This is a genomic window from Micrococcus sp. 140720015-1, from assembly GCF_053627595.1.
The window spans coordinates 288,163-312,648 of sequence record NZ_JBSEYC010000001.1 but is presented as its reverse complement, the minus strand read 5'-3'; the positions used below and the strand labels follow the sequence as shown (position 1 = coordinate 312,648).

Genomic DNA, 24,486 nt, shown 5'->3' with positions numbered 1-24,486 from the left:
CCACCCCCGACGGCGGCGCACCGGACCCGGTGCGCCGCCGTCGTCGTGTGCGGCGCGGGGTGTCGGCCCCGCCCCGCGCGGCGTGATGGGATGGGCCGCATGCCCCAGACCACTTCGCACGCCCCCGTCCCGCCGCCCGTCTCCGCCGAGCCCGTGACCCGCCGCCACCACGGCCACACGTTCCAGGACGACTTCGAGTGGCTGCGCGGCAAGGCGGAGCCCCGCGTGCTCGAGCACCTGGCCGCCGAGAACGCGTACACCGAGGCCGTGACCGCGGACCAGGCGCCGCTGCGCGAGGCGATCGTCGGCGAGATCAAGGCCCGCACGGTGGAGACGGACCGCTCCGTGCCCGCCCGCCGGGGCGGCTGGTGGTACTTCGTGCGCACCCGCGAGGGCGCCGAGTACCCGATCCACTGCCGCGTGCCCGCACGCGACACCGGCGACCTCGAGGCCGACTGGACCCCGCCCGTCATCACTCCGGACGCCGCCCTGCCGGGCGAGCAGGTGATCCTGGACGGCAACGCCGAGGCCGAGGGCCACCCGTTCTTCGCGCTCGGCGGCATGCACATCAGCCCGGACGCCACCCGGGTGGCCTACGCCGTGGACCACACCGGCGACGAGCGCTTCACCCTGCGCGTGCGCGAGATCGCCACGGGCGAGGACCTGCCGGACGCGGTCGAGAACGTGGCCCACGGCGTCCGCTTCGACCGATCGGGCACCCGCGTGTTCTACACCGTGTGGGACGACTCGTGGCGGCCGTACCAGGTCAAGGCCCACGTGCTCGGTACCGACCCGGCCGAGGACGTGCTCCTGCACGAGGAGGCCGACCCGGGCATGTGGACCGGCTTCGAGGGCGTGGCCGACCGCACCCAGCTGCTGATCGGCGTCGGCAACTCGGAGGTCTCCGAGACCCTCGTGGTTGACCTGCCGGAGGACCCCGCCGCGCCCCTGCCCGCCCCGCGCGTGCTGATCCCCCGCGCGTGGCGGATGCTCGCGGACGTCGAGCCCATCACCGACGCCGACGGCGTCCGCCGGCTGCTCGTGGTCCACGACCGCGCCCTGGACGACGACGGCGCCCCCGTCGCCGCGCCCAACGGGGTGCTCTCGGTGGTCGCCGAGGCGGACGTCGCCGACCGCGGCGCCTGGCGCACCGTCGTGCCGCACCGCGAGGACGTGAAGGTCGACGGCGTCATGGTCACCCTGACCCACGCCGCCCTGGCCGTGCGCCGGGAGACCACCCCGCGCGTCGTCGTCGCCGAGCTGGAGGCGGTGCTGGCGGGTGAGGGCGCCGACTGGCGCGAGCCCGCGTTCGACGAGGAGCTCTACGCGTGCCACCTGTCCGCCACGGCGGCCGAGTCCCCGTTCCTGCGCCTGGCCTACACGTCCTGGATCACGCCCGCGCGCGTGCTGGACGTCTCCGCGGCCACCGGCGAGGTGCACCTGCGCCGCGAGACCGAGGTGCCCGGCTACGACCCCGAGCGCTACGTGGCCGAGCGCGTGTGGGCGCCGGCCTCCGAGCCGAGCTCCATCACCGGTGAGCCGGTGCGGATCCCCGTCACCGTGATCCGGCGCCGCGACGTGAAGCCGGACGGGACGGCCCCGTGCGTGGTGTACGGCTACGGCTCCTACGAGATGTCCATGGACCCCGTGCTGGGCGTGGCCCGGCTGTCCCTGCTGGACCGGGGCGTGGTGTTCGCGGTCGCGCACGTGCGCGGCGGCGGCGAACTGGGCCGGCGCTGGTACGAGGACGGCAAGAAGCTGGCCAAGCGGCACTCCTTCACGGACTTCGTGGACGCCACCCGGCACCTCGTGGACCTCGGCTGGGCGGACCCGGCGCGCGTGGCCTGCATGGGCGGCTCGGCCGGCGGCCTGCTCATGGGCGCGGTGCTGAACCTCGCGCCGGAGCTGTACCGGGCGTGCCTGGCCGTGGTGCCGTTCGTGGACGCGCTCACCACCATCCTCGACCCGGAGCTGCCGCTGTCCGCGCTCGAGTGGGAGGAGTGGGGCAACCCGATCGAGGACGCGGCCGTGTACGAGGCCATGCGCGCCTACACCCCGTACGAGAACGTGCGGGCGGTGGACTACCCGGCGATCGCGGCCGTGACGAGCCTGAACGACACCCGCGTGCACTACGTCGAGCCGGCCAAGTGGGTGGCCCAGCTGCGGCGGACGGTGACGAGCGACCAGGCCACGCCCCTGGCCGAGGGCGGCGCCCCGATCCTGCTGCGCACCGAGATGGACGGCGGCCACGGCGGCGCGTCCGGCCGGTACCAGGGCTGGGAGGACACCGCGTGGGAGTACGCGTTCCTGCTGACCGCGCTGGGGGCGACCCGCCGCGTGGTGTGACGGGGGCGGGGTGTTCGCCCGGGACCGGTCAGTCTCCGGCCTCCCCGGCCCCGTCGGCCGCGCGGACCTGGGCCAGCGCGTCGGCAGCGCGCAGCAGCCCCAGGTGGCTGAACGCCTGGGGGAAGTTGCCCGCCATGCGGTCCTGGCCGTCGTCGTACTCCTCGGCCATGAGGTCGAGGTCGTTCGCGCACGCGTCGAGCCGCTCCATGAGGGCCTCGGCGTCGTCCAGGCGGCCGGTGCGCGCGTACTGCTCCACGAGCCAGAAGGCGCACGCGAGGAACGGCGCCTCCTCACCGGGCAACCCGTCGGAGCCGTCCGGGCGGTAGCGCCGCACCAGGCCGGTCTCCGTGACGAGATCCTCCTCGATCCGCCGTACGGTGGCGAGCATGCGCGGGTCGTCCGGGGGCAGGAACCCGGTGTGGGGGATCTGGAGGAGCGAGGCGTCCACCGCGTCCGAGCCGTAGGTCTGGGTGAAGTGGCCGTCCGCGTGCACGCCGCGGGTGAGGATCTCCTCCCGCAGCTCGTCCCGGTGGCGCTCCCACGCCGCGGTCTCCGCCTCCGTGGCGGGCACGCCGTGGGTGGCCACGGCGTGCAGCGCACGGTCCAGCGCGGCCCACATCTTGACGCGGCCGTGCGTGAAGAAGGCAGGCTCCCCGCGCATCTCCCACAGCCCGTGGTCCGGGTCCTCCCGGTGCGCGACGACGCGCTCCACGAGCCGCTTCTGCAGCGGCCAGGACCACTCGTCCTCCGGAACACCGGCGTCCCGGAGGGCGCACAGCGCCATCATCACGGTGCCGACGACGTCCGCCTGCCACTGGTCCGCGGCGCCGTTGCCCACGACCACGGGCCGGGAGTCCGCGTGGCCGGGGAGGTGATCGAGCTCGCGCTCGGGCATGTGCCGCTCCCCCGAGAGCGTGTACATGACCTGCACCTCGTGGGGCTCCCCCGCGATGGCGCGCAGCAGCCAGTCGCGCCAGGCCGTCGCCACCTCCACGTGCCCGTGCGCGAGCAGGGCCTCCAGGGCGAGCGCGGTGTCCCGCAGCCACACATAGCGGTAGTCCCAGTTCCGGACCCCGCCGATGTCCTCCGGCAGGCTCATGGTCGGGGCCGCCACGATGCCGCCCGTGGCCCGGTGCGTGAGCCCCTTGAGCACGAGGAGGGATCGCTGGACCCGATCGGCGAGCGGGTCGTCCGCCCGCGGGGCCTCCCGGGTCGACTCCTCCAGCCAGCCGCGCCACCTGCGCACGGTGGCCTCCAGCACGTCCCCGGCGCGGGGCGCGGAGGGGGCCATGCCCCACGCCGGGTACCAGGTCAGGCACCACTGGGCGGACTCCCCGGCGACCAGCTCCGTCGTGCCCTCGTGATGCCCGTCCACCGGCTCCAGGTCCGGCCCGTGCACCGCGAGCGCGTCCCCGCCGGCGACGACGGCCAGGAACGACTCCCCGTCTGCGTCCTCCTGACGCGAGACCCACGGCTCGACCTCGCCGTAGTCGAGGCGGGCGAACACGGACTGCCTCACGCGCACGCGTCCCGCGATGCAGCGGACCAGCCGCATGACGTCGGCCCGCGCCGCCGCCTCGGACGCCCCGGTCCCGTCGGGGCCGCCGTCGTCCCCCAGGGCGTCCCCCACGCCGTCCGCGTCCATGAGCGGCATGAAGTCCAGCACCTCGGCCTCCCCGGACGGCGAACGCCAGAGGGTGCGCAGCACGAGGGTGCCCGGCAGGTAGGCGCGCTCCGCGACCTCGCCGTCCTCGATCCCCAGGCTCCACTCGCCGTGCTCCCGCGTGCCGAGGAGCGAGGTGAACACCGAGGCCGAGTCGAAGCGGGGCAGGCACAGCCACGTGATCGCCCCCTCCCGGGAGACCAGTGCCCCGCTGAGCTGGTGGGACAGGAAGGCGTGGTCGTCGATGCGGGGCTGGGCGCTCATGCAGGGCAGTCCATCACCCCGGGGGGAGGCGGGGCCAGTCGGGGGCGCGGCGTGGACCCGCGACGACGTCACCGGGAGAATGGCGTGGCCGGCCGGGTCCTGCCCGGCCGCCGCCCGCGCACCCGCCCCGCTCCCCCGTTCCGTCTGCCCGCCCCGTCCAGGAGGACCCATGCCCGACGTCCAGAACCCCTGCCCCACCGGAGCATCCCCGGCACCCGACGACGACCGGGCCGCCGCGTCCGTGGCGCTCGTGATCGTGGGCGCGACCGGTGACCTGACCCGACGGCTCCTGCTGCCGGGGCTGGCCCGGGCCCTCACGGTCCACGACCTGCCGGAGGTGACCCTGGTGGGCTCGGCCCACTCGGACGGCCATTCGCTCGAGGAGTGGCGCGGCGTCATCGAGGAGGCCGTGGGAGAGACGGATCTGGACGCCGACGCACGGGCGGGCCTCGTCGAGCGCGCCGTCTGGCGCACCGCCGACGCCTCGGACCCCGAGGACCTGGGCGCCCTGCTCGTCGCCGCCCGCGAGGCCGCCGGGGAGGAGGCCGTCGTCGTGCTGTACCTGGCGCTGGACCCGGACCTCGCCGCCGAGGCGTGCGCGGCGCTCGAGCAGGTGGAGGACCGCCCGGAGGGGCTGCGCATCGTGCTGGAGAAGCCGTTCGGCTCGGACCAGCGGTCGGCGCGCGAGCTCAACGCGCTGCTGGGGCGGATCGCCGAGGAGGAGGACGTGTTCCGCGTGGACCACTTCCTCGGGGAGTCGATGGTCTCGGGCCTGCTCACCCTGCGCACCGCCAACCGCGTGCTGGAGCGCGTGTGGAGCGCGGCCGACGTCGAGCACGTGGACATCGTGGCGGACGAGTCCCTGGCCCTGGAGGGGCGCGCCGGGTTCTACGACGGCACCGGGGCTCTCGAGGACATGCTCCAGTCCCACCTGCTGCAGGTGCTGGCCATGGTGGCCCTGGAGCCCCCGCGGCGTCTCACCCCGGACGCGTTGCAGGACGCCGTCGTCGAGGTGCTGCGGGCCACGCACGTGCGCGACGACGACGCGGTCGCCTCCTCGCGCCGGGCCCGGTACACCGCGGGGACGGTGGGAGGCCAGGACGTGCCCGACTACGTCGCCGAGGAGGGCGTGGACCCGGAGAACGGGACCGAGACGCTCGCCGAGGTGGAGCTGGAGGTCCGGACCGGCCGGTGGGCGGGCGTGCCGTTCCGGCTGCGGTCCGGCAAGGCGCTGGAGCCGCGCCGCTGGGAGGTCGTGCTCTCGCTGCGGCCGCCCGAGGGGGTGCCTGCGGGGCTGGAGGCGGCCGCGGGCCGGGAGCGGATCGTGGTGGGACTGGACCCACGGGCCCTGCGGGTGGAGCTGGCCGTGGACGGGCCGGACACCCCGTTCGTCGCGGAGCGCAGCGTGCTCGCGGCGGACCTGGCCGAGGAGGACGTGGACGCGTACGGCGAGGTGATGCGCGGCGTGCTCACCGGGGATCGGATGCTCTCGGTCCGAGGCGACGCCGCGGAGGAGTGCTGGCGCATCCTGGCCCCCGTGATCGAGGCGTGGGACGCGGGGCGGGTGCCCCTCGACGAGTACACCGCCGGGTCCTCGGGACCGGAGGACTGGCCGGAGAGGTGATCCGCGGGAGCGACCGTGGGTCGCACGGCGGCGAGGGGAGCGGCGTCGTGCGGTGCGGGCCGGCAACTCCGCCGACTGTGGGCGGGATGTTCCCTCAGAACCCCACTGCCCCCGTCTCGCCCGGCGGGCCTAGACTCGGGCCCCATGAGCACCCCGCAGCCCGACGCCGCCCGCCCCGACCGCGACCGCCTGCCTGAGCAGGTCTCCGACATCTTCGACCCCACGCGCTGGCGCGTGGTCGAGGGCTTCGACTTCGAGGACCTGACCTACCACCGTCAGGTGGAGCGCGATGCCGACGGCCGCTGGGTGCGCGACCTGCCCACGGTGCGCATCGCCTTCGACCGCCCCGAGGTCCGCAACGCGTTCCGCCCCGGCACCGTGGACGAGCTCTACCGCGCCCTCGACCACGCCCGCATGACCCCGGACGTGGGCACGGTGCTGCTCACCGGCAACGGCCCCTCCCCCAAGGACGGCGGCCACGCGTTCTGCTCCGGCGGGGACCAGCGCATCCGAGGCCGCGACGGCTACCGCTACGCCGAGGGGGAGACGGCCGAGACCATCGACCCGGCCCGCGCCGGACGCCTCCACATCCTCGAGGTCCAGCGCCTGATGCGCACCTCCCCCAAGGCGATCATCGCCGTCGTGAACGGCTGGGCGGCCGGCGGCGGCCACTCACTCCACGTGGTCGCGGACCTCACCCTGGCCTCCCGCGAGCACGGGAAGTTCAAGCAGACGGACGCCACCGTGGGCTCCTTCGACGCCGGCTACGGCTCGGCCCTGCTCGCTCGGCAGGTGGGCCAGAAGCGCGCCCGCGAGATCTTCTTCACGGCGCGCGAGTACTCGGCCGAGGAGATGGTGGCCATGGGCGCGGTGAACGAGGCCGTGGACCACGAGCGCCTCGAGGAGGTCGCCCTCGAGTACGCCGCGGACATCAACCGTCAGTCCCCCCAGGCCCTGCGCATGCTCAAGTTCGCGTTCAACCTTCCCGACGACGGCATGGCCGGCCAGCAGGTCTTCGCCGGCGAGGCCACGCGCATGGCCTACATGACGGACGAGGCCGTGGAGGGCCGGGACGCGTTCCTGCAGAAGCGCGACCCGGACTGGTCCGCCTTCCCGTACCACTTCTGACCGACCACCAGGCAGGACGGAGACCCGCCCATGCTCGCACTGCTCAACGACCAGCCCATCCTCGTCCTCATGGCCACCGTCGCCCTGGGCGCCGCCGTCGGCACCATCCCCCTGGGCAAGATCCGCCTCGGCGCCTCCGGAGCCCTGTTCGTGGGCCTGCTCGTCGGGGCGGTGCTGCCCGACGTCGGCGACCGGCTGGCCCTGTTCCAGAGCTTCGGCCTGGCCCTGTTCGCCTACCTGATCGGGCTCGGCGCCGGCAAGGTGTTCTTCCGGGACCTGCGCCGCAACCTGCCCCTGATGCTGGCCGCCGTCGTCGTGGTGATCCTCACCACCTTCACGGTGCACCCGCTGGCCGCGCTGCTCAACCTGGACCTGCCGACGGCGATCGGCGTGTGGACGGGTTCGCTCACCGCGACGCCGGCGATGGCGCTGGCGAACCAGCTCACCGGCGGGCAGGCCCCGGCCGTGGGCTACGGGCTGTCCTACCTGGTGGGCGTGGTCGGCACCATCATCGCGATCACCCTGCTCGCCGCCCGCCCGTGGAGCAGTTCCCCGCGCGATCCGGCGCCGGTGACCGACGGCAAGCTGCGCTTCACCGCCGCGGCCGCCACCTCCGCCCTCGCCGTGCGGGAGATCCCGGGGATCTCCGACGGGCTGGTGCGCGTGGTGGCGCTGCGCCACGGCGGCGTGGCCCGGATCGCCGGCTCCGCCGACCGGATCGAACCCGGGGACGAGGTCGTCCTGGACGGCACGGAGAAGAACATCGACGCGGCCGTGGAGGCCTTCGGCCGCCGCACCGGCGCCGACCCGGCGCAGGTGATGACCCCGCTGCAGACCTCCATGGTCATCGTCACGGCCCGCGCCCTGGCCGATCGCCGCCTGGGCACGCTGTCCCTGCGCGAGCGCTTCGGCACCGACGTCGCCCGGCTGCGGCGCGACGACGTCGAGTCGCTGGCCACCCCACAGACCGAGCTCAAGGTCGGCGACCGGGTGCTCATCGTGACCACCGCGCCGCGGATGGAGGCGGTGCGCGACTTCTTCGGCAACTCGACGCGCGGGCTCTCGAACCTGGACTGGATCTCCCTGGGCACGGGCATGGCGCTGGGCTACCTGCTGGGCATGGTGACGATCCCGCTTCCGGGCGGGGCCTCCTTCTCCCTCGGCCCGGCGGCCGGGTGCATCCTCGTCGGCCTCGCCCTCGGTGCGATCGGCCGAACGGGACCCACGGTGTGGGAGCCGTCCACCGAGATCGCGCTGACGCTGCGGCAGTTCGGCCTCATGCTCTTCCTGGGCGTGGTGGGCCTGGCCGCCGGCCCGGCGTTCATCGAGACGGTGTTCACCCGGGTCGGCGGGCTGGCCATCCTGATGTCCGCCGTGCTCACCGCGCTGACCGCGGCCCTGCTCATCGCCGCGGCACGGCTGCTGGGGCAGTCCGTGGATCGCACCTACGGGGCGCTGGCGGGCATCACGGGCCAGCCGGCGATCCTGGACTACGCGCTCTCCCGGTCCACCGACGCCCGCGTGACCGAGGGGTACGCCCAGCTGTTCGCGCTGATCATGGTGGTCAAGATCGCCACCGTGCCGTTCATGCTCTGACCGGCCAGCCGGATCCGACCCGCGGGGCGGGTCCGTCCGACTGCCGGGCCTCCTACACTCGGGGCCATGCCCGCCACCGCCGATGCCCTCGCCCGCGCCACGGACGCCCTCGCCGCGGCCTTCGACGGCGGCGCCCCCGTCGAGCTGACCGAGGACGGCGCCGCGCTCCCCCGGCCCGAGGCCCGCGACCCGCGCCGCTGCGGCGACCCGGACGCCGTCGCCGTGGTGCGCACGTCCGGGTCCACGGGCACGCCGAAGCAGATCGTCCTGACCGGCGCGGCCCTGCGCGCCTCGGCCGCGGCCACGGCCCGGCGGCTCGGCGGCGAGGGGGCGTGGCTGCTGGCCCTCGGCGTGCACTACGTGGCCGGGCTCGCCGTGCTCTCCCGCTCGATCGCGGCCGGGACCGCACCCGTGGCCCTGCCACCGGGCCCGTTCACGCCCGCGGCGTTCGCCACCGGGGCGGCCGCCCTGCCCGACCACGCCGGCCCCCGGCTCGTCTCGCTCGTCCCCACCCAGCTCGCCCGCCTCCTCGCGGCCGACGCCGACCCGGCCGGGCGGGCGGCCCTGCGCTCCTTCGACCGCGTGCTCGTGGGCGGCGCCCGGCTCGATCCCGCGCTGCGGGCCGCGGCCGAGGCGGCGGGGGTGCGTCTCACCGCCACCTACGGCATGGCTGAGACGTGCGGCGGCTGCGTCTACGACGGCGTGCCGCTGCCCGGCGTCACCGCCGCGGTGGCCCCGGACGACCCCGACGCCCCGCCGCGCGTGCGCCTGGCCGGACCCATGGTGGCGGCCGGCTACCTCGACGACCCCGCCCGCACCGCCGCCCACTTCGTCACCGCCGCGGACGGCGCCCGCGCCTTCCTGACCGAGGACACGGGCGTGCTCTCCCCCACCGACGACGGCGGCGTGCGGCTGGCCGTGACCGGTCGCCTGGACGACGTCGTCATCACGGGCGGGGTGAAGGTGTCCGCGGCGGCGGTGACCGCAGTGCTCGAGGCGCACCCGGGCGTCGCGGCGGCCCACGTGGCCGGCGTGCCGGATCCCGAGTGGGGCGCCCGGCTGTGCGCCGCCGTCGTGCCCGCCGACCTGTCCGCGGCCCCCGACGAGGCCGTCCTGCGCGCCCACGTGCGCGCGGCGCTGGGTGCGGCCGCGGTGCCCAAGACGTGGCTCGTCCTCGACGCCCTGCCCCTGCTCTCGACTGGCAAGACGGACCGGCAGGCCCTGGCCGCCCGGTTCACCGCCGGCTGAGCGCCGCCCCGCCCGCGTGGGAGAATGACCCGGGCCCGGCCGACGTCGGGCCCCGGCCGCGCTCCGCCGTCGACCCGGCCCGCCGCGCGCCGCCGCCCACCCCGCTCCCCAGGAGGAACACCCGCCCATGGCCGCCACGCTCTCCCAGTGGGTCGCCGCCGCGCGCCTGCGCACGCTGCCCATGGCGATCGCCCCCGTGATCGTCGGCTCGGCCGCCGCCGCGGAGCTCGGCTCCTTCCACCTCGGCGCGGCGCTGCTGGCCCTCGTGGTGTCACTCGCGCTGCAGATCGGCGTGAACTACGCCAACGACTACTCGGACGGCATCCGCGGCACCGACGACGAGCGCGTCGGCCCCTTCCGGCTCACCGTCTCCGGGCTCGTGCCCGCGACCCGGGTGAAGCAGGCGGCCTTCGCGTTCTTCGGCCTCGCCGGGCTGGCCGGCCTGGGGCTCATCCTGCTCTCGGGGCACTGGTGGTTCCTGCTGGTCGGCGTCGCCTGCGTGCTGGCCGCGTGGTTCTACACCGGCGGGAAGCGGCCGTACGGGTACCTCGGCCTCGGCGAGGTGTTCGTGTTCGTGTTCTTCGGGCTGGTGGCCGTCCTCGGCACCACGTACACCCAGGCCGACGCCGTCAGCGGCCTGGCCTGGGCCGGCGCGATCGGCTGCGGGCTGATCTCCACGGCCCTGCTCATGGCCAACAACATCCGGGACATCCCCACGGACCGCGAGGTCGGGAAGATGACGCTGGCCGCCCGCCTGGGCGACGGACCCGCGCGGGCGTCCTACGGCGTCATGCTGGCCGCCGCCCTGCTGCTGCCGCTGTTCTGGGTGGCGGTGCACCCGGGGCTGCTGCTCGTGCCGATCGGCGGCCTGCTCGCGATCCGGCCGATCCGCACGGTGCTGCGCGCCGACGACCGCCGGGCGCTGATCCCGGTGCTGCGCGCGACGGGCGTGATCGGGATCGTCTACGCGATCACGTTCACCCTCGGCGCGCTGCTCTGAGCCGCACGGAATGACGGCGGCGTCGGCGGCGGCATCCGCCCCGTCGCCCCGCGGGGCTCACTCGCGGAACCGGCCCTCGGTGTAGGCGTCCTCGGCGTCCGCGTCGGCGGTCTCGGTGCGGCCCCGGCGGCCCGTGCGGCCCTCCCACGCGGCGGACAGGTCCTCGGTGGCCCCCGTGCGCAGGCGGCCGAGAAAGAGGTAGCTGACCGCGAACGTCAGGATCGTGGCCGCGATCACTCCGAAGATCATCCCGAGGTCCATCACGTAGTAGAACAGCGCCCACAGGGCGACGAAGACGACCACGCGGACCAGACCGTAGAAGAAGATGCGCACCGGTCCATCCTACGAGGACGGGCGCCCCGCCCGCCGATCCCACAGCTCGCGCCTAGACTGGCGGGATGGGCCGCTTCATCATCCCCGCCGCGATCATCCTCGCGGGTCTGACCCTCTACGCGCTGTTCGAGGCGCTGCTGACCCCCGCCCGCGAGGTGCGCAGCCTGCCGAAGGCGGCGTGGGTGGCGGTCATCGTGCTCGTGCCGCTCGTGGGGCCGCTGCTGTGGCTGCTGCTCGGGCGCGCCCGCCCGGCCGGGGCGGGCGGCGCCCCCGCGCCCCGACCCACCGGGGCGCCGGACGACGACGAGGCGTTCCTGCGCAGCCTGCGCGTGCAGCGCCGCCAGGACGCCCGTGAGCAGGACCTGGACCGCCGCGAGGCCGAGCTGCGCGCCCGCGAGGAGGAGCTGCGCCGTCGTCGGGAGCAGGGCGACGACGACGCCGACCCGGACGGCGACGGGCCGCGCGCCTGAGGGGCCCCGCCGGACTCAGCCGGGCAGACCCGCGTACGAGTGCAGGCCCGGGAAGTACGTGTTCACGATCGTGTAGTTGAACACGATGCACAGGAAGCCCACGATGCTCAGCCAGGCCGCGCGGGCGCCGGTCCAGCCGCGGGTGGCGCGGGCGTGCAGGTACGCCGCGTAGACCACCCAGATCACGAAGGACCAGACCTCCTTGGTGTCCCAGTTCCAGTACCGGCCCCACGCGGCCTCGGCCCAGATGGCGCCGGCGATCACGGTGAACGTCCACATCACGAAGGCGATCGCGTTGAGGCGGTAGGACCAGTTCTCCAACCCCTGCGCGGCCGGCACGAGGCGCAGGAACGCCCACGAGCCCTCGCCCGCCGCGGCGCGCTTCTCCGCGCGGTCCTGCAGCAGCTGCAGCACAGACATCGCGGCGGTCAGCGCGAACAGCGAGCTGGCCAGCACGGCGATGGACACGTGGATGACGAGCCACGGCGACTGCAGCGGCGGCTGGAGGTGGCCCACCGGCGTCGGGAAGCCCATGGTGGCCGCGCACATCATGGCCACCACGAGACCGGTGACGAACGTGCCCACGAAGCGCAGGTCCTTGCGGAAGAGGAACAGCAGGTAGACGGTCGTGATCACGAGCGCGCCGGTGGTCATGAACTCGTACAGGTTGCCCCACGGCACGCGGGAGGCGGCGAGGCCGCGGGCGACGACGGCGAACGCGTGCAGCGCCCAGCCGACGGCCAGCACGGCCACCGCCACGTTGGCGACCGGGCGGCGGCCGCCGCCCGTGTAGTCCATGTCCTCGTCCACGAGGTCGCCGTCCGCGTCGATGCCGGGCTCGGCGGCGGACGGCCGGGCCGTGTCGGAGTCGCTCGCGCCGACCGCCGTGGACCCGCCGACGGCGGCCCCCACGGTCTCGCGGTCCGGAGCGGTGCGCACCTGCCCGCGCTGGGCCGCGAGGTCGGCCTCGAGGCGGCGGATGGTGGCCGAGGCGGTGGCCATGTCGATGGAGAACAGGATGAACGCCGCCGCGTACACGAGCGCGGCGATGAGCATGAAGAGGTCGCTGTACAGCGCCAGCTGCTCGTTCACGGGGGCCGTGGGGTTGAACACTGTCAGTCTCCTGATCGGGCGTCGGCGGGGCCGGCGGGGGTCTCGGGGGTGGTGGGGGTGGACTGGGGGGCGGCACCGGCCGCGGCGTCGTCGGCCGCCTCGGTGGCGGCGACGATGGGCCACCACTTCTCCATGGCGGCACGCAGGGCCACGTGCTCCTCGTGGAGGCCGAACTCCTCGCCGCGGGCGAGCAGCGCGTACTCCACGCGGGTGCGGCCGTCGTCGTCGGTGCGGGCGCGCACCCACACGCGGCGACGGCGGACGAACAGGCTGATCGCCAGGCCGAGCAGGGCGGTGCCGGCGAACACGCCGACGCCCCACTTGCCCGGGTCGTAGTGGATGTCCAGGCCGACGTAGCGGCGGACGCCGTCGAAGCTGAGGGAGCCCTTGCCCTCGGGCAGCTCGTACGTCTGGCCCTGGCTGAGCACGATGCCGCCGTTCTCGTTGGTGCGGCTGTTGAGCTCGGTGAGGGTTGCGGTGTCCAGCACGTACACGTTCTGCGGGCGGCCGGAGTCCAGGCCGAGGTCGCCGACGTACGAGTTCAGCTGCAGCTGCGGGCGGAGCAGCTCGGGGTCGGCCGAGAAGGCGGCGCCCTTCTCGTCCTCCACCGCCGTGGGCAGGAAGAAGCCCACGAAGCCCAGCTGGTCCGGCCGCGCGTCGGGCACCTTGAGGGTGGCCTGCGAGCCGTAGTTCTGGTCGAACACGCGGGTGACCACCGGGCCCTGGAACGCGATGTCGCCGTTGCCGTCGCGGACGGTGACCACGGGCGCGTAGCCGTTGCCCACGAGGTAGACGCGCACACCGTCGATGCTCAGCGGGTGGTTGACCTTGAGGACCTCCTGGTGCGGCTCGGCCTCGGTGCCCTCGCGGACCTCCATGACGGCGGTGTAGTCCAGCGGCTGGCCGTAGTGGGTCTCCGACTGCCGCTCGAACACGGCGTCGAACGAGTCCAGGGTGAGGGAGAACGGCTGCAGGTCGTCCGCGCTGAAGTACGCGCCGGGGGTGAAGGAGTCGTAGGCGACGAGGTTGTTGGCGAAGCCCTCCCCCTCCACGATGATCTTCTGGCCCGTGTACTTGGTCATCCCGCCGTAGGCCATGAACACGAGCACGCCGATCAGGGAGAAGTGGAACAGGATGTTGCCGATCTCGCGCAGGTAGCCGCGCTCGGCGCCCACGGAGGCGCCACCGTCCTCGAGGCGCCGCTCCACGCGGTAGCGCCGCCTGCGCAGCCACGCCTGGGCGCGGGCCACGGCCTCCTCGGGGCCGGGGCCGCCGTCCTCCAGGACCACGACGCCGGAGGCCGGCAGGCGCGTCAGGTTCCGGGGCGTGCGGGCCGGGGGGCGGCGCAGGGCCCGGGCGTGCTGGACGGCGCGGGGCCACACGCAGCCCACCAGCGAGACGAAGAGCAGCAGGTAGATCGCCGAGAACCACACGGAGTTGTAGACGTCGAAGAACTGCAGCGCGTCCAGGACGGGGCCCCAGAAGGGGTGGTCCGCGATCCACTGGTCCACGACCTCGGGACCGGCGCGGCGCTGGGGCACGAGCGATCCGGGCACCGCGGCGACCGCGAGCAGCAGGAGCAGCATGAGCGCGGTGCTCATGCTGGTCAGCTGGGTCCAGATCCAGCGCAGGGTCCCGGTCAGGCCCAGCCTGGGGAGGGCGACGTCCTCCGAGCGGGCGCGGTCGGCCTTCGAGCTCACAGGGGCATCCTCCATTCATTGGCGAACCAGAACTGCAGCTGCGTGGTCCAGTGCGTCCACACGCCGGTGACCATGAGCAGGCCGAGCAGCACCAGCAGGGCGCCGCCGAGCCGCATGATCAGCACGCGGTGCCGCGTGAAGAACCCGACCGCCCGCATGCCACGCTCCATGCCGACGGCGATGAGCACGAACGGCACGCCGAGGCCCAGGCAGTACAGGAACGCCAGGAGCGCCCCGCGCCCGAGCGAGCCGGAGCCCGCGGTGGACATGGCGAGCACGGCCGCCATGGTCGGGCCGATGCACGGGGCCCACCCGAGTCCGAAGGTCATGCCGAGCAGCGGCGCCCCGGCCAGGCCGGCGGCGGGCTTGAGGTGGAGGCGCCGCTCCTGCTGGAGGCGTCCGCCGCCGCCCATGAACACCAGTCCCAGGAGGGCGACGAGCACGCCGAGCACGCGGGTCACCCACTGGCCGTCGCGCTGCAGCCACACCATGGCCTGCGTGAAGACCACGCTGATGGCCACGAACACCACGGCGAAGCCGAGCACGAACAGCACGGCGCCGAGCACGAGGCGGCCGCGGCGTCGGGTGGTGAGCACGTCCCCGCCCAGGCCCGTGACGTAGCCGAGCCAGCCGGGCACGAGCGGCAGGACGCACGGCGAGAGGAAGGAGACGAGGCCGGCGAGCAGGGCGATCGGGGCAGCGAGCAGCAGCGAGCCGTCCAGCGCGATCTCGGCGAAGGGATTGTTCCGCATGGACTCGGCAGCCGGTCAGGCCGCGGCCTCGTCCACCACGGTGGTCAGCAGCGCGCGCAGGGTGGACTCCTCCACCGCGCCGAGCACCCGCGCGGCCACGCGCCCCTGCGCGTCCAGGACGAGGGTGGAGGGCACGGCCTGCGGCGGCACGTGGTCGGTCATGTTCAGCAGGACCTCGCCGCGGGCGTCCTCGACGGACGGGTACGGAATCTCGAAGGTCCGCTCGAACGCCTGGGCGGTGGTGGCGGTGTCCCGCACGTTCACACCGAGGAACCGGACGCCCTGCGGCTCGAACTGCTCGTGCAGGGCCACGAGGTGGGGGGCCTCCACGCGGCACGGGGCGCACGCGGCGTACCAGAAGTTCAGCAGGGCCGGGGCGCCGCGCAGGCTCGCGCCGGTCACGGGGCTGCCGTCGAAGAGCTCGGCCGAGAACTCGACCGGCGCGCCGCGCTCCTCCTGCGCGATCTCGCGGACCGAGCCGTCTCCGGCGATGTAGTTCTTGCCGTCCGCGTTGCCGGCCTGCCGCGTCAGCGAGTCGTCCCCCGAGCACGCCGCGAGGACGGGCGCGAGGCCGAGCAGCGAGAGGCCGGTCAGCACGGTGCGACGGGACGGACGGGGGGTCTGCATGGCGGGCTGCCCTCCAGGGGACGCGCGGGGCTGGATTCCGGGGACCTGGGGAGTCTACTGTCCGCCCCGCATTCTGACTGAACCCTGGACGTCACACCCCCACCCCGTGGGAGGCCACGGACGGCGTCGTCGACGCCGGCCGCCGTCGGGGCCTCAGGCGCCCGGCAGGGAGGAGGCGTCCTTGAGCAGGGCCTGGTTCGGCTCGTGGTACTCGACGCGCGGCACCCTGCGCCCTTCCTCGTACACGAGCGAGGTCACGGAGGTCAGCGAGCACTCACGCCGGCGCGGGTCGTGCCACAGCGGACGGCCCTCGACGGCCAGGCGCGTCACCCAGATCGGCAGCTGGTGCGAGACGAGCACGGACTCGGCGCCGGGCCCCTCGGCGGCCACGGCCTCGCCGCGGAGCCGGTCGACGACGGCCAGCATCCGGGCGGCCTGCGCGCGGTACGGCTCGCCCCAGGACGGGCGCAGGGGATTGCGCAGCCGGGGCCACAGCCGCGGGTTCCGCTTCAGCGACGCCGCCACCTGGGACATGCCCTCGAAGGCGTTCTCCGCCTCGATCAGGTTCGGCTCGGTGACCAGCGGCAGGTCGAACGCGGCCGCGATGGGCGCGCCGGTCTGCTGCGCGCGGGTCAGCGGGGAGGCGGCGACGACGGCGGGCGCCCGGCCGGTCTGCGCGGCGCGCTCCGCGAACCACGCGGCCACGCCCCGGGCCATCTCGTGGCCGAGCTCCGAGAGCCCGAACTCCGGTAGGCGGCCGTAGAGGACACGATCGGGGTTGTGGACTTCTCCGTGGCGGACCAGGTGGACGGTGGCGAGCGTCTGCATGGGGCCAGTCTGGCAGAGGCGGACCGGTGGCCCCGGCGGTAGCGTGGGGCACAGCTCGGCGCGACCGCGCCGCCACCCCCGTCCGCATCGAGGCGCCGCGAGCGTCGGCGTCGCTAGGAGGCCCCATGTCCGGCACCTCGCCCACCGATCCCCACGGCAGCCAGAACCCGTACGGCACCGACCCCTACGGCGCCGCCCCGCAGGGGCCGACCCCGGGCTCCTCCGACCCGGCGGGCGCGAGCCCGTACGGCCAGAGCCCCTACGGCGCACCGCCGGCGACTCCGTACGGCGCCCCGGGCCAGGCGGGGATGCCCCAGGCCCCCTCCCCCCACGGCCCGGCCGGCTGGCAGTCTCCCGGCCCGGTCGAGCTGCCCCCGCGGCCGCGCTCCCTGACGGCCGCGTTCTGGCTGATCGTCTCGGGCGGCCTCCTGCTGCTGGCGACGACCCTGCTGGCGGCCTTCGCCATCACCCAGCCGGAGGGCCAGGCCGCGATCCAGCAGGAGCTGGACCGGTCCGTCGAGCAGATGGATCTGCCCGCCGACCAGGCGGAGCAGATGCGCGCCATGATGGACGGGATGCTCCCGACCCTCGCCACGACGGCGGCCGTGTTCGGCGTGCTCGCGTTCCTCGTCTACCTGTGGGTGGCGTTCGCGATCCGCGGCGGCTCGCGCGCCGCGCGCATCGTCGGAACGGTGCTGGCGGCCCTGTCCGTGCTGGTGCTGGTCTCCAACGCCGTGATGGGGGCGTTCAGCCCGCTGGACCTGGTGTGGGTGGGCCTCGGCGTCGCCGGCATCGTGCTCGCCTACCGCCCGGACGCCACGGAGTACATGCGGCTGAAGGCCTGGCAGCGCTTCGCGCGCCGCTGAGCCCGCTCAGGCCCGCGGGGCGTCCAGGAGCCGGCCCAGACGGGCCGGGTCCACGCGCCAGAAGTCGCGCTGGACGCCGTCGACGAACAGCACGGGCACCTCGTCCGCGAACCGCTCGAGCAGGGCCGGATGCGCGGCGCCGTCGACGGCCTCCCAGGCCTCGCCCCGCGCGTCGCACACCTGCGCCACCGTGGCCTCGGCCTCGGCGCACAGGTGACAGCCGGGCTTCACGAGCAGCTGGACGCGGGCGGTGGTGGCGGGCAGATCGGCGGTCATGGCCCCACTCTACGGATCGCCGTCCACGACGAAGCCGCCGTCCCCCCGGAAGGGGACGGCGGCTTCGTCTCGTCAGCGCCCGGAGGGCGCGGGCGTCACTTCTTGTTGCGACGCTGGTGACGGGTCTTGCGAAGCAGCTTGCGGTGCTTCTTCTTCGACATGCGCTTGCGGCGCTTCTTGATCACAGATCCCATGGGGACTCCTTGAATCGGGGCGAGGGTCGGCGGTCGTGGGACCGCAGGCATCCGGGGCGCCGGACACGCCGACCCGCATTCCACCGGATGTGGAACGCCTGGAAACGTTCTCGGCCACAATACCGGCCGCACGGGCCCCGGTCGAACCGGGACGGGGACCGGCTCAGTCGAACCAGGGGTCCAGCCCGTGCAGCGGGAACACCTCGCGGCGCGTGGCCATGATCGACTGATCCACCGGGTCGGCCGGGTCGTAGCCCACCTCCCACGAGCGCCACCACACGTCCGCGTCCTCGCCCATCACGGTGGGGATCCGCTCGGCGTCGTCCCCCTCGTGCACGGACATGTCCCCGGTCAGCTCGTCCGCGGTGAGGGCCCGGACGTGCTCGATCCAGGCGGCGGGGATCTCGCTCTTCACGGGGATCGGGGTCTGCAGGACGGCGGCGGTCAGGTGGGTCCACGCGCGCGGCACCACCCGCAGCGGGTTGTAGCCGCCGCCCCCGGTGGCCAGCCACCGGCCGTGCGCGAACCGGTCGGCCCAGTCGCCGACGTCGAACGCGAGCTGGCGCTGGCCGTCCACGCTCAGCCGCAGGTCGGCGAGCGGATCCGTGAGGTGGCCGTCGCAGCCGTGCTGGCTGACCAGCACGTCCGGGGCGAACGCCTGCAGCAGGGGCGGGACCACGGCGTGGGCGGCGCGCAGGAAGCCGGCGTCACCGGTGCGCGGGGGCAGCGCGACGTTCACCGCGGTGCCCTGCGCGGCCGAGCCGCCGATCTCGTTGGCGAAGCCCGTGCCCGGGAACAGGCTGATGCCCGTCTCGTGCAGGGAGATGGTGAGCACGCGGGGGTCGTCGTAGAAGATCGACTGCGTGCCGTCGCCGTGGTGCGCGTCCACGTCGACGTAGGCCACGCGCTCCGCGCCGAGGTCCAGCAGGCGCTGGATGGCCACGGCGCAGTCGTTGTAGATGCAGAACCCGGACGCCGAGGACCGGGCGGCGTGGTGCATGCCGCCGGCGAAGTTCACGGCGCGGTCCACCTCGCCGGACCAGATCGCCTCCGCGGCGACGAGGGAGCCGCCCGCGATCCGGGCGGCGGACTCGTGCAGGTCCGGGAACACGGGACAGTCCTCGGTGCCCAGGCCGAAGCGGCCGTCCTCGGCCGACGACGTCGCCGCGGCCCGGCGCACGGCGGCGACGTACTCGGGGTCGTGGACGAGGGCGAGCTGCTCGTCCGTGGCCACGGGCGGCTCCACGATCCGCACGTGGGGCGCGTCCAGCAGGCCGAACGCCTCCACGAGCCGGTGCGTGAGGTCCAGCCGCAGGGGCGCCATCGGGTGCTCCGCGCTGAACCGGTAGCGGAGCAGGCTGGAGTCCCACACCACAGCGGCGGGGGTGGGAGCGGGAGGGGTGGACGTGGTGCTCATCACGGCCCAGCCTAGGGCTCCGGGCGGCACGGTGGCGACGACCGCCTCGGATGTCTCACCCGCGTGACGCGCGGGCCACGGGGAGCGCGATACTGGGAGCCGGTCCGATCCCCGTCCCCCGCGCAGGAGGTGCCCCGTGGCAGGTCCCCGTCCGACTCCGCACGCCCGCCGCCACGGCGGGGTGCGCCGGCCCGGCGGCCTCCCCCGGCCCGGCCAGGCCTCCACGCTGGAGTCCTCGACCGACCTGCGCACGGCGCTGCGGCGCTCGGGTCGCGCCGTCAGCTCGGTGGTGGGCGGCTCCCCGGCCCGCGCCGCCCTCTCCGCCTTCGCCCTCATGGCCCTGGTGTTCACCGGGCTCCTCGCCCTGCCGTGGGCCGCGGCGGACGGCCACGCCACCCCCCTGCACGACGCCATGTTCACCGCGGTCTCCGCCTTCTCCGTGACCGGTCTGACCACCGTCAACACGGCCGTGCACTGGTCCCCCGCGGGCCAGGTGATCATCCTCGTGGCCATCCAGATCGGCGGCCTGGGCATCCTCTCGATGGCCTCGCTGCTCACGCTGGCCGTCTCCCGGCATCTGGGCCTGAGGTCGAAGCTGGCGACGCAGCAGGCGGGCATGACCTCCGGCAGTCTCGGCGAGGTCGGCCAGCTGCTGCGCGTCGTCGTCCTGACGGTGCTGACCGCCGAGGCCGCGCTGGCGCTCTTCCTCGTGCCGCGGTTCGCGGCCATCTCCGGCTCGTGGCTCACCGGCCTGTGGCACGGGGTCTTCTACTCGGTCAGCGCCTTCAACAACGCGGGGTTCAGCCTGCACGTGGACGGCCTGCCGGAGATCATGCACGACCCGGTGATCATCACGGTGCTCGGCGTCGGCGTGTTCTTCGGCGCGCTCGGCTTCCCCGTGGTCATGGTGCTGCTGGAGAAGGGGTGGCGGTTCCGGGAGTGGAACCTGCACACCAAGCTCACGGTGGAGGTGACGCTGGCCCTGCTGGTGCTCGGCGCCGTCGCCCTCTTCTTCTTCGAGGCGGGCAACCCGGCGACCCAGGCCGGCATGGGCTTCTGGCAGCGGGTCGGGCACTCCCTGTTCGGCTCCGTGATGACCCGCTCCGGAGGCTTCGCGATCGACGACACGAACGCGCACCAGCCCGAGTCCCTGCTGCTCATGGACGCGCTGATGTTCGTGGGCGGTGGGTCCGCCTCCACCGCGGGCGGCATCAAGGTGACCACGCTGGCGATCATGTTCCTCGCGATCGTGGCGGAGGCGCGCGGCGACCGCGAGGTGACGGCGCACGGCCGCACGATCGCCCCCGAGTCGCTGCGCGTGGCCATCGCGGTGCTCGCCCTCGGTGCCACCCTCGTGCTCGTGGCCGCTCTGGCGCTGGTGCACATCACCGACGAGTCCCTCCAGCGGCCCCTGTTCGAGGTGATCTCCGCGTTCGGCACGTGCGGGCTCTCCGTGGGCGTCTCCGCGGAGAGCCCACCGACCGGCAAGTACGTCCTGACGGCCATGATGTTCGCGGGCCGCGTTGGTACGATCACGTTCGCCGCCGCCCTGGCCCTGCGCCAGCGGCGCGTGCTCTACCGCTACCCCGTCGAGAGGCCGGTCATTGGCTGACACCCCGCAGCGCACCGATCCCAACGCCCCCGTGCTCGTCGTGGGGCTGGGCCGCTTCGGCGCCGCCACGGCCGAGGAGCTCGTCGCCCAGGGCCGCGAGGTGCTCGCCGTCGAGCGGGACCCCGTCCTCGTGCAGCGCTTCGCCCCCTCGCTCACCCACGTGGTGGAGGCGGACGCCACCGACCCCGAGGCCCTGCGCCAGCTCGGCGCGCAGGACTTCGCGACGGCGGTGGTCGGCGTGGGCACCTCCATCGAGGCCTCGGTGCTGATCACCGTGAACCTCGTGGACCTGGAGATCCCCCACATCTGGGTGAAGGCGATCAGCGAGGCGCACGGCACGATCCTCAAGCGGATCGGGGCGAACCACGTGATCTTCCCGGAGCACGACGCCGGCGTGCGCGCCGCCCACCTCGTGAACGGGCGCATGCTCGACTTCATCGAGTTCGACGATGACTTCGCGATCGTGAAGATGTACCCGCCGGCCGAGTGCGTGGGCTTCACGCTCGCCGAGTCCCACGTGCGCTCCAAGTACGGCGTGACCGTGGTGGGTGTGAAGACCCCGGGCGAGGACTTCACCTACGCCCAGCCGGACACCCGGGTGGGCCCGCGCGACACCCTCATCGTCTCGGGCCACACGGACCTCATCGACCGGTTCGCGGCCCGGCCCTGAGGCACGCCGGAGCCGTCAGGCCCCGAACTCCTCGGCCATCTCCTCGTCGCGGCGGGCGGCCGCGTCCATGGCGCGGTTCACGAGGTCGACCATGCCGCCGTCCAGGAACGCCTCCACGGCCTTCTCGGTGGTGCCGTTCGGGCTCATCACGGCCTTGCGCAGAGCCTCGGCCCTGGCCCCCTCCTGCTGGAGCATGATGCCGGCGCCCTTGACGGTGGCCGCGGCCATGGCCTCGGCGGCGGCGGCGTCCAGTCCCATCTCGGCGCCGTGGGCGGCGATCAGCTCGGCCAGCAGGAACACGTAGGCCGGGGCGGAGCCGGCGGTGGCCACCACGGCGGAGAGCTGCTCCTCGGCCACCGGCACCACCAGGCCGGAGCCCTCGAAGAGGGCGCGTACGGCGGTGGTCTGCTCCTCGGTGACGCCCGGCGCGGGGGCCATGCCGACGACGCCGGAGCCCACCGTCAGGGGCGTGTTCGGCATGGTCCGCACGATCGGCTGCCCCGCCGGCAGCACGGCGGCCATGGTGACGGAGCTGACGCCGGCTGCCACGGACACCACCACGGTCTCGGGGCGCAGCGACGGCGCCAGGTCCGTGAGGGTGGCGACCATGTCCTTCGGCTTCACGCCCACCAGGACGATGTCCGCCTCGGCGACCGCGGCATGGTTGGCGCGTTCGTCCCGCTCCTGGGAGGTCACGGTGACGCCGTGCTGCGCGGCGGCCGTCTCGGCGGACGCGGCGGAGCGGGTGGTGGCGGTGACGTCCTCGGCGCGCACGGCGCCGGCGTCGAGGGCTCCGGCGAGGATCGCGCCGGTCATGGTGCCCAGGCCCAGGATGGTCAGCTTCATGGTCGGTCCGTCTCCTTCGTGGTCGGGCGCGGAACGCCGTCGTCGTCGTGGTGGTCGGTCCCGCCGGCGGCCAGGTGCTCGCGGGCGAACGCGAGCGAGGCGGCGAGCTTCTCCTCGCGCTGCCCGGCGTACTCCACGCCGCGCGTGCCCACCTCCACGCACACCGCACCGGCCAAGCCCTCGGCCGCCAGGTGGCGCAGGGTCTCGGCCACGGGCTGCGTGCCCTCGCCGGGGACCAGGTGGTCGTCCTTGCCGGAGTCGTTGCCGTCGGTGAGGTGGATGTGCCGCAGCCGCGGGCCGAGCTCGCGGACGGCCGCCAGGGAGTCCGCCCGGGCGATGGCCGCGTGCGAGAAGTCCCAGCAGATGTGCTCGTACGGCTCGGGCAGCGGGTTCCAGTGCGGCAGGTACATCTTGGCCTCGCGGCCGTAGGCCCGCCACGGGTACATGTTCTCCACGGCGATCACGACGCCGGTCTCCGCCATCAGCTCGTGGATGCCCTCGGCGAAGCCCACCGCGTACGTGCCCTGCCAGCGGAACGGCGGGTGGGCGACCACGGTGGCCGCCCCCACGGCCTGCGCCAGCTCCACCGAGCGGCGGATCTTGGACCACGCGGAGCCCCAGACCTGCTGCGTGAACAGCAGGGTGGGCGCGTGGATGGAGTCGATGGGCATCCCGTGCCGCTCGGACAGCCGCGTCAGCCGCCGCGCGTCCTGGCTCCACGCGTTGTGCGTGACCATGACCTCGACGCCGTCGTAGCCGAGGTCCTCGGCGGTGGCGAACACGTCCTGGGTGCCCAGGGGGAACACGGACGAGGAGGACAGGGTCACGGGGATGTCCGCGCCGAAGCGCGCCGCGGGGGCCAGGTGCGCGGTGGAGTCCGCCATGGTCAGCGCACCCCCAGGCTCAGTCCCGGCAGGAGGGTGTCCGGGTTGAGGTTCACGTGGCCGACGCCGGGCAGGCCGTCCCGGGTGAGGTGGCCCTCGAGCATGAGCGCGTCGAGGCGGTTGAGGATCAGGCCCTCGCGCAGCGCCCACGGGCAGATCTCGAGCTGGGCGATGCCGAACGTGCGCATGGCCGTCAGCGCGACGATCGCCCCCGCGAACACCTGGTGCGCGCGCACGTCCGAGACGCCGGGCAGCTCCGCGCGCTCCGCGATGGTCATCGCCGCGAGGCGGTTCACCCACAGGTGCAGGTCGTCCGCGCGCAGGTGCCGCTTCACGAAGGGGCCCGCCGCCGACGGCGCCGCCCCGGTGATCCGGGCGAGGGAGCGGAACGTCTTCGAGGTGGCGGTGACCACCACGGGCGACTCGATGCGCGGGAAGGCCGTGTACGCCTCCTCGAGTCGCTTCTCCACGTGCTTGCGGAGCTTCTTCACCGCCTTGGGGCTGGGCGGGTCCTCGGGCACCCAGTCGCGGGTGAGGCGGCCGGCACCCAGCGGCAGGGACAGGGCGTGCGAGGGCAGCTCGTCCTGGCCGTAGGCGATCTCGAAGGAGCCGCCGCCGATGTCGAAGTTCAGGATGGAGCCGGCGTCCCAGCCCTGCCAGCGGCGCACGGCGAAGTACGTCATGGCCGACTCCTGGTCCCCCGTGAGCTCGGAGAGGTGCACACCGGTCTCGGCCTGCACGCGGGCCAGCACGGCGGCGCCGTTCGCGGACTCGCGGATCGCCGAGGTGCAGAACGAGATCATGTCCTCCGCCCGGTGCTCCTCCGCGAACGCGGCGGCCTCCCGGACGAAGTCCACGAGCTCCCGCTGTCCCTCCTCCGTGATCGCCCCGTCGGCGTCCTGGTAGCGGATCAGCGGGAGGGAGCGCTTGTGCTCCGCGTAGGCGACGGGGCGGGCCCCCGGGTGGGCGTCCACGAGCAGCAGGTGGACGGTGTTGGACCCGATGTCCAGGACGCCGAGGCGCATGGCG

Annotated in this window: 23 protein-coding genes; 10 read left to right on the top strand and 13 right to left on the bottom strand. The window is 74.2% G+C overall.

Annotation, left to right across the window (positions count from 1 at the left end):
• The first annotated feature begins 99 nt into the window (after positions 1–99).
• On the top strand, positions 100–2,346 hold the full coding sequence (locus ACUXPL_RS01435; RefSeq protein WP_454181453.1) for a S9 family peptidase: 2,247 nt from the start codon (positions 100–102) through the stop codon (positions 2,344–2,346).
• A 28-nt stretch (positions 2,347–2,374) separates the two neighbouring features.
• Here the strand turns inward: ACUXPL_RS01435 and ACUXPL_RS01430 are convergent, their stop codons facing one another.
• Positions 2,375–4,273, bottom strand: coding sequence for a glycoside hydrolase family 15 protein (locus ACUXPL_RS01430; protein WP_454181451.1), 1,899 nt, complete (start codon positions 4,271–4,273; stop codon positions 2,375–2,377).
• A gap of 169 nt (positions 4,274–4,442) precedes the next feature.
• On the opposite strand from ACUXPL_RS01430, the gene ACUXPL_RS01425 reads away from it, so the two are divergent.
• The 5 genes from ACUXPL_RS01425 to ACUXPL_RS01405 all read left to right on the top strand — a co-directional run bounded on the left by ACUXPL_RS01425 (position 4,443) and on the right by ACUXPL_RS01405 (position 10,869).
• Positions 4,443–5,897, top strand: a complete 1,455-nt coding sequence (locus tag ACUXPL_RS01425) for a glucose-6-phosphate dehydrogenase (protein WP_454181449.1) — start codon at positions 4,443–4,445, stop codon at positions 5,895–5,897.
• A gap of 144 nt (positions 5,898–6,041) precedes the next feature.
• Positions 6,042–7,025, top strand: a complete 984-nt coding sequence (locus ACUXPL_RS01420) for a 1,4-dihydroxy-2-naphthoyl-CoA synthase (RefSeq protein WP_051995303.1) — start codon at positions 6,042–6,044, stop codon at positions 7,023–7,025.
• Between the two features lie 30 nt (positions 7,026–7,055).
• The gene (locus ACUXPL_RS01415; protein ID WP_454181447.1) at positions 7,056–8,621 is read left to right on the top strand and encodes an aspartate:alanine exchanger family transporter; all 1,566 of its coding nucleotides are present in this window, start codon (positions 7,056–7,058) and stop codon (positions 8,619–8,621) included.
• Between the two features lie 66 nt (positions 8,622–8,687).
• The gene (locus ACUXPL_RS01410) at positions 8,688–9,869 is read left to right on the top strand and encodes an AMP-binding protein (RefSeq protein ID WP_454181445.1); all 1,182 of its coding nucleotides are present in this window, start codon (positions 8,688–8,690) and stop codon (positions 9,867–9,869) included.
• Between the two features lie 127 nt (positions 9,870–9,996).
• On the top strand, positions 9,997–10,869 hold the full coding sequence (locus ACUXPL_RS01405; RefSeq protein ID WP_454181443.1) for a 1,4-dihydroxy-2-naphthoate polyprenyltransferase: 873 nt from the start codon (positions 9,997–9,999) through the stop codon (positions 10,867–10,869).
• Between the two features lie 57 nt (positions 10,870–10,926).
• Here the strand turns inward: ACUXPL_RS01405 and ACUXPL_RS01400 are convergent, their stop codons facing one another.
• A complete protein-coding gene (locus tag ACUXPL_RS01400; protein WP_454181441.1) occupies positions 10,927–11,202 on the bottom strand; it encodes a DUF4229 domain-containing protein in 276 nt (91 codons plus the stop codon).
• Between the two features lie 65 nt (positions 11,203–11,267).
• On the opposite strand from ACUXPL_RS01400, the gene ACUXPL_RS01395 reads away from it, so the two are divergent.
• Positions 11,268–11,672, top strand: a complete 405-nt coding sequence (locus ACUXPL_RS01395) for a PLDc N-terminal domain-containing protein (protein WP_454181439.1) — start codon at positions 11,268–11,270, stop codon at positions 11,670–11,672.
• Positions 11,673–11,687: 15 nt separating this feature from the next.
• Here ACUXPL_RS01395 and ccsB read toward each other — a convergent pair whose 3' ends face one another.
• From ccsB to ACUXPL_RS01370, 5 genes are all read right to left on the bottom strand, one after another.
• Positions 11,688–12,785, bottom strand: coding sequence for a c-type cytochrome biogenesis protein CcsB (gene ccsB, locus ACUXPL_RS01390; protein ID WP_454181437.1), 1,098 nt, complete (start codon positions 12,783–12,785; stop codon positions 11,688–11,690).
• Positions 12,786–12,787: 2 nt separating this feature from the next.
• On the bottom strand, positions 12,788–14,485 hold the full coding sequence (resB, locus tag ACUXPL_RS01385) for a cytochrome c biogenesis protein ResB (protein WP_454181435.1): 1,698 nt from the start codon (positions 14,483–14,485) through the stop codon (positions 12,788–12,790).
• Positions 14,482–15,237, bottom strand: coding sequence for a cytochrome c biogenesis CcdA family protein (locus tag ACUXPL_RS01380; protein ID WP_180536041.1), 756 nt, complete (start codon positions 15,235–15,237; stop codon positions 14,482–14,484). Before ACUXPL_RS01380 ends, resB begins: the two co-directional genes overlap by 4 nt.
• Before the next feature lie 15 nt (positions 15,238–15,252).
• The gene (locus ACUXPL_RS01375; RefSeq protein WP_454181433.1) at positions 15,253–15,864 is read right to left on the bottom strand and encodes a TlpA family protein disulfide reductase; all 612 of its coding nucleotides are present in this window, start codon (positions 15,862–15,864) and stop codon (positions 15,253–15,255) included.
• A 153-nt stretch (positions 15,865–16,017) separates the two neighbouring features.
• Positions 16,018–16,692 carry a histidine phosphatase family protein gene (locus tag ACUXPL_RS01370; RefSeq protein ID WP_454181431.1) on the bottom strand — a complete coding sequence of 225 codons (675 nt, stop codon included), beginning with the start codon at positions 16,690–16,692 and terminating at the stop codon, positions 16,018–16,020.
• Between the two features lie 125 nt (positions 16,693–16,817).
• Here ACUXPL_RS01370 and ACUXPL_RS01365 point away from each other — a divergent pair, with 125 nt between their 5' ends.
• Positions 16,818–17,558, top strand: a complete 741-nt coding sequence (locus ACUXPL_RS01365; RefSeq protein ID WP_454181429.1) for a hypothetical protein — start codon at positions 16,818–16,820, stop codon at positions 17,556–17,558.
• A 6-nt stretch (positions 17,559–17,564) separates the two neighbouring features.
• Here the strand turns inward: ACUXPL_RS01365 and ACUXPL_RS01360 are convergent, their stop codons facing one another.
• The 3 genes from ACUXPL_RS01360 to ACUXPL_RS01350 form a co-directional block, all read right to left on the bottom strand.
• Positions 17,565–17,834 carry a glutaredoxin family protein gene (locus tag ACUXPL_RS01360; RefSeq protein WP_061867160.1) on the bottom strand — a complete coding sequence of 90 codons (270 nt, stop codon included), beginning with the start codon at positions 17,832–17,834 and terminating at the stop codon, positions 17,565–17,567.
• Between the two features lie 95 nt (positions 17,835–17,929).
• Positions 17,930–18,028 carry a 30S ribosomal protein bS22 gene (locus ACUXPL_RS01355; RefSeq protein ID WP_005504750.1) on the bottom strand — a complete coding sequence of 33 codons (99 nt, stop codon included), beginning with the start codon at positions 18,026–18,028 and terminating at the stop codon, positions 17,930–17,932.
• 163 nt (positions 18,029–18,191) lie between these two features.
• Positions 18,192–19,445: an acetoin utilization protein AcuC gene (locus ACUXPL_RS01350; RefSeq protein ID WP_454181426.1), complete on the bottom strand. Its 1,254-nt coding sequence runs from the start codon at positions 19,443–19,445 to the stop codon at positions 18,192–18,194.
• Positions 19,446–19,581: 136 nt separating this feature from the next.
• Between ACUXPL_RS01350 and ACUXPL_RS01345 the strand changes: the two genes are divergently transcribed.
• Both ACUXPL_RS01345 and ACUXPL_RS01340 read left to right on the top strand, forming a co-directional pair.
• On the top strand, positions 19,582–21,057 hold the full coding sequence (locus tag ACUXPL_RS01345) for a TrkH family potassium uptake protein (RefSeq protein ID WP_454181424.1): 1,476 nt from the start codon (positions 19,582–19,584) through the stop codon (positions 21,055–21,057).
• The gene (locus ACUXPL_RS01340; protein ID WP_430753883.1) at positions 21,050–21,727 is read left to right on the top strand and encodes a potassium channel family protein; all 678 of its coding nucleotides are present in this window, start codon (positions 21,050–21,052) and stop codon (positions 21,725–21,727) included. Before ACUXPL_RS01345 ends, ACUXPL_RS01340 begins: the two co-directional genes overlap by 8 nt.
• Before the next feature lie 15 nt (positions 21,728–21,742).
• Here the strand turns inward: ACUXPL_RS01340 and proC are convergent, their stop codons facing one another.
• The 3 genes from proC to ACUXPL_RS01325 are packed head-to-tail and all read right to left on the bottom strand — an operon-like array spanning position 21,743 to position 24,482.
• A complete protein-coding gene (gene proC / locus ACUXPL_RS01335; RefSeq protein WP_454181421.1) occupies positions 21,743–22,573 on the bottom strand; it encodes a pyrroline-5-carboxylate reductase in 831 nt (276 codons plus the stop codon).
• Positions 22,570–23,457 carry a sugar phosphate isomerase/epimerase family protein gene (locus ACUXPL_RS01330; protein ID WP_454181419.1) on the bottom strand — a complete coding sequence of 296 codons (888 nt, stop codon included), beginning with the start codon at positions 23,455–23,457 and terminating at the stop codon, positions 22,570–22,572. The genes proC and ACUXPL_RS01330 overlap by 4 nt, the downstream gene beginning before the upstream one ends.
• A gap of 2 nt (positions 23,458–23,459) precedes the next feature.
• The gene (locus tag ACUXPL_RS01325; protein WP_041104018.1) at positions 23,460–24,482 is read right to left on the bottom strand and encodes a Ppx/GppA phosphatase family protein; all 1,023 of its coding nucleotides are present in this window, start codon (positions 24,480–24,482) and stop codon (positions 23,460–23,462) included.
• Positions 24,483–24,486: the final 4 nt, after the last annotated feature.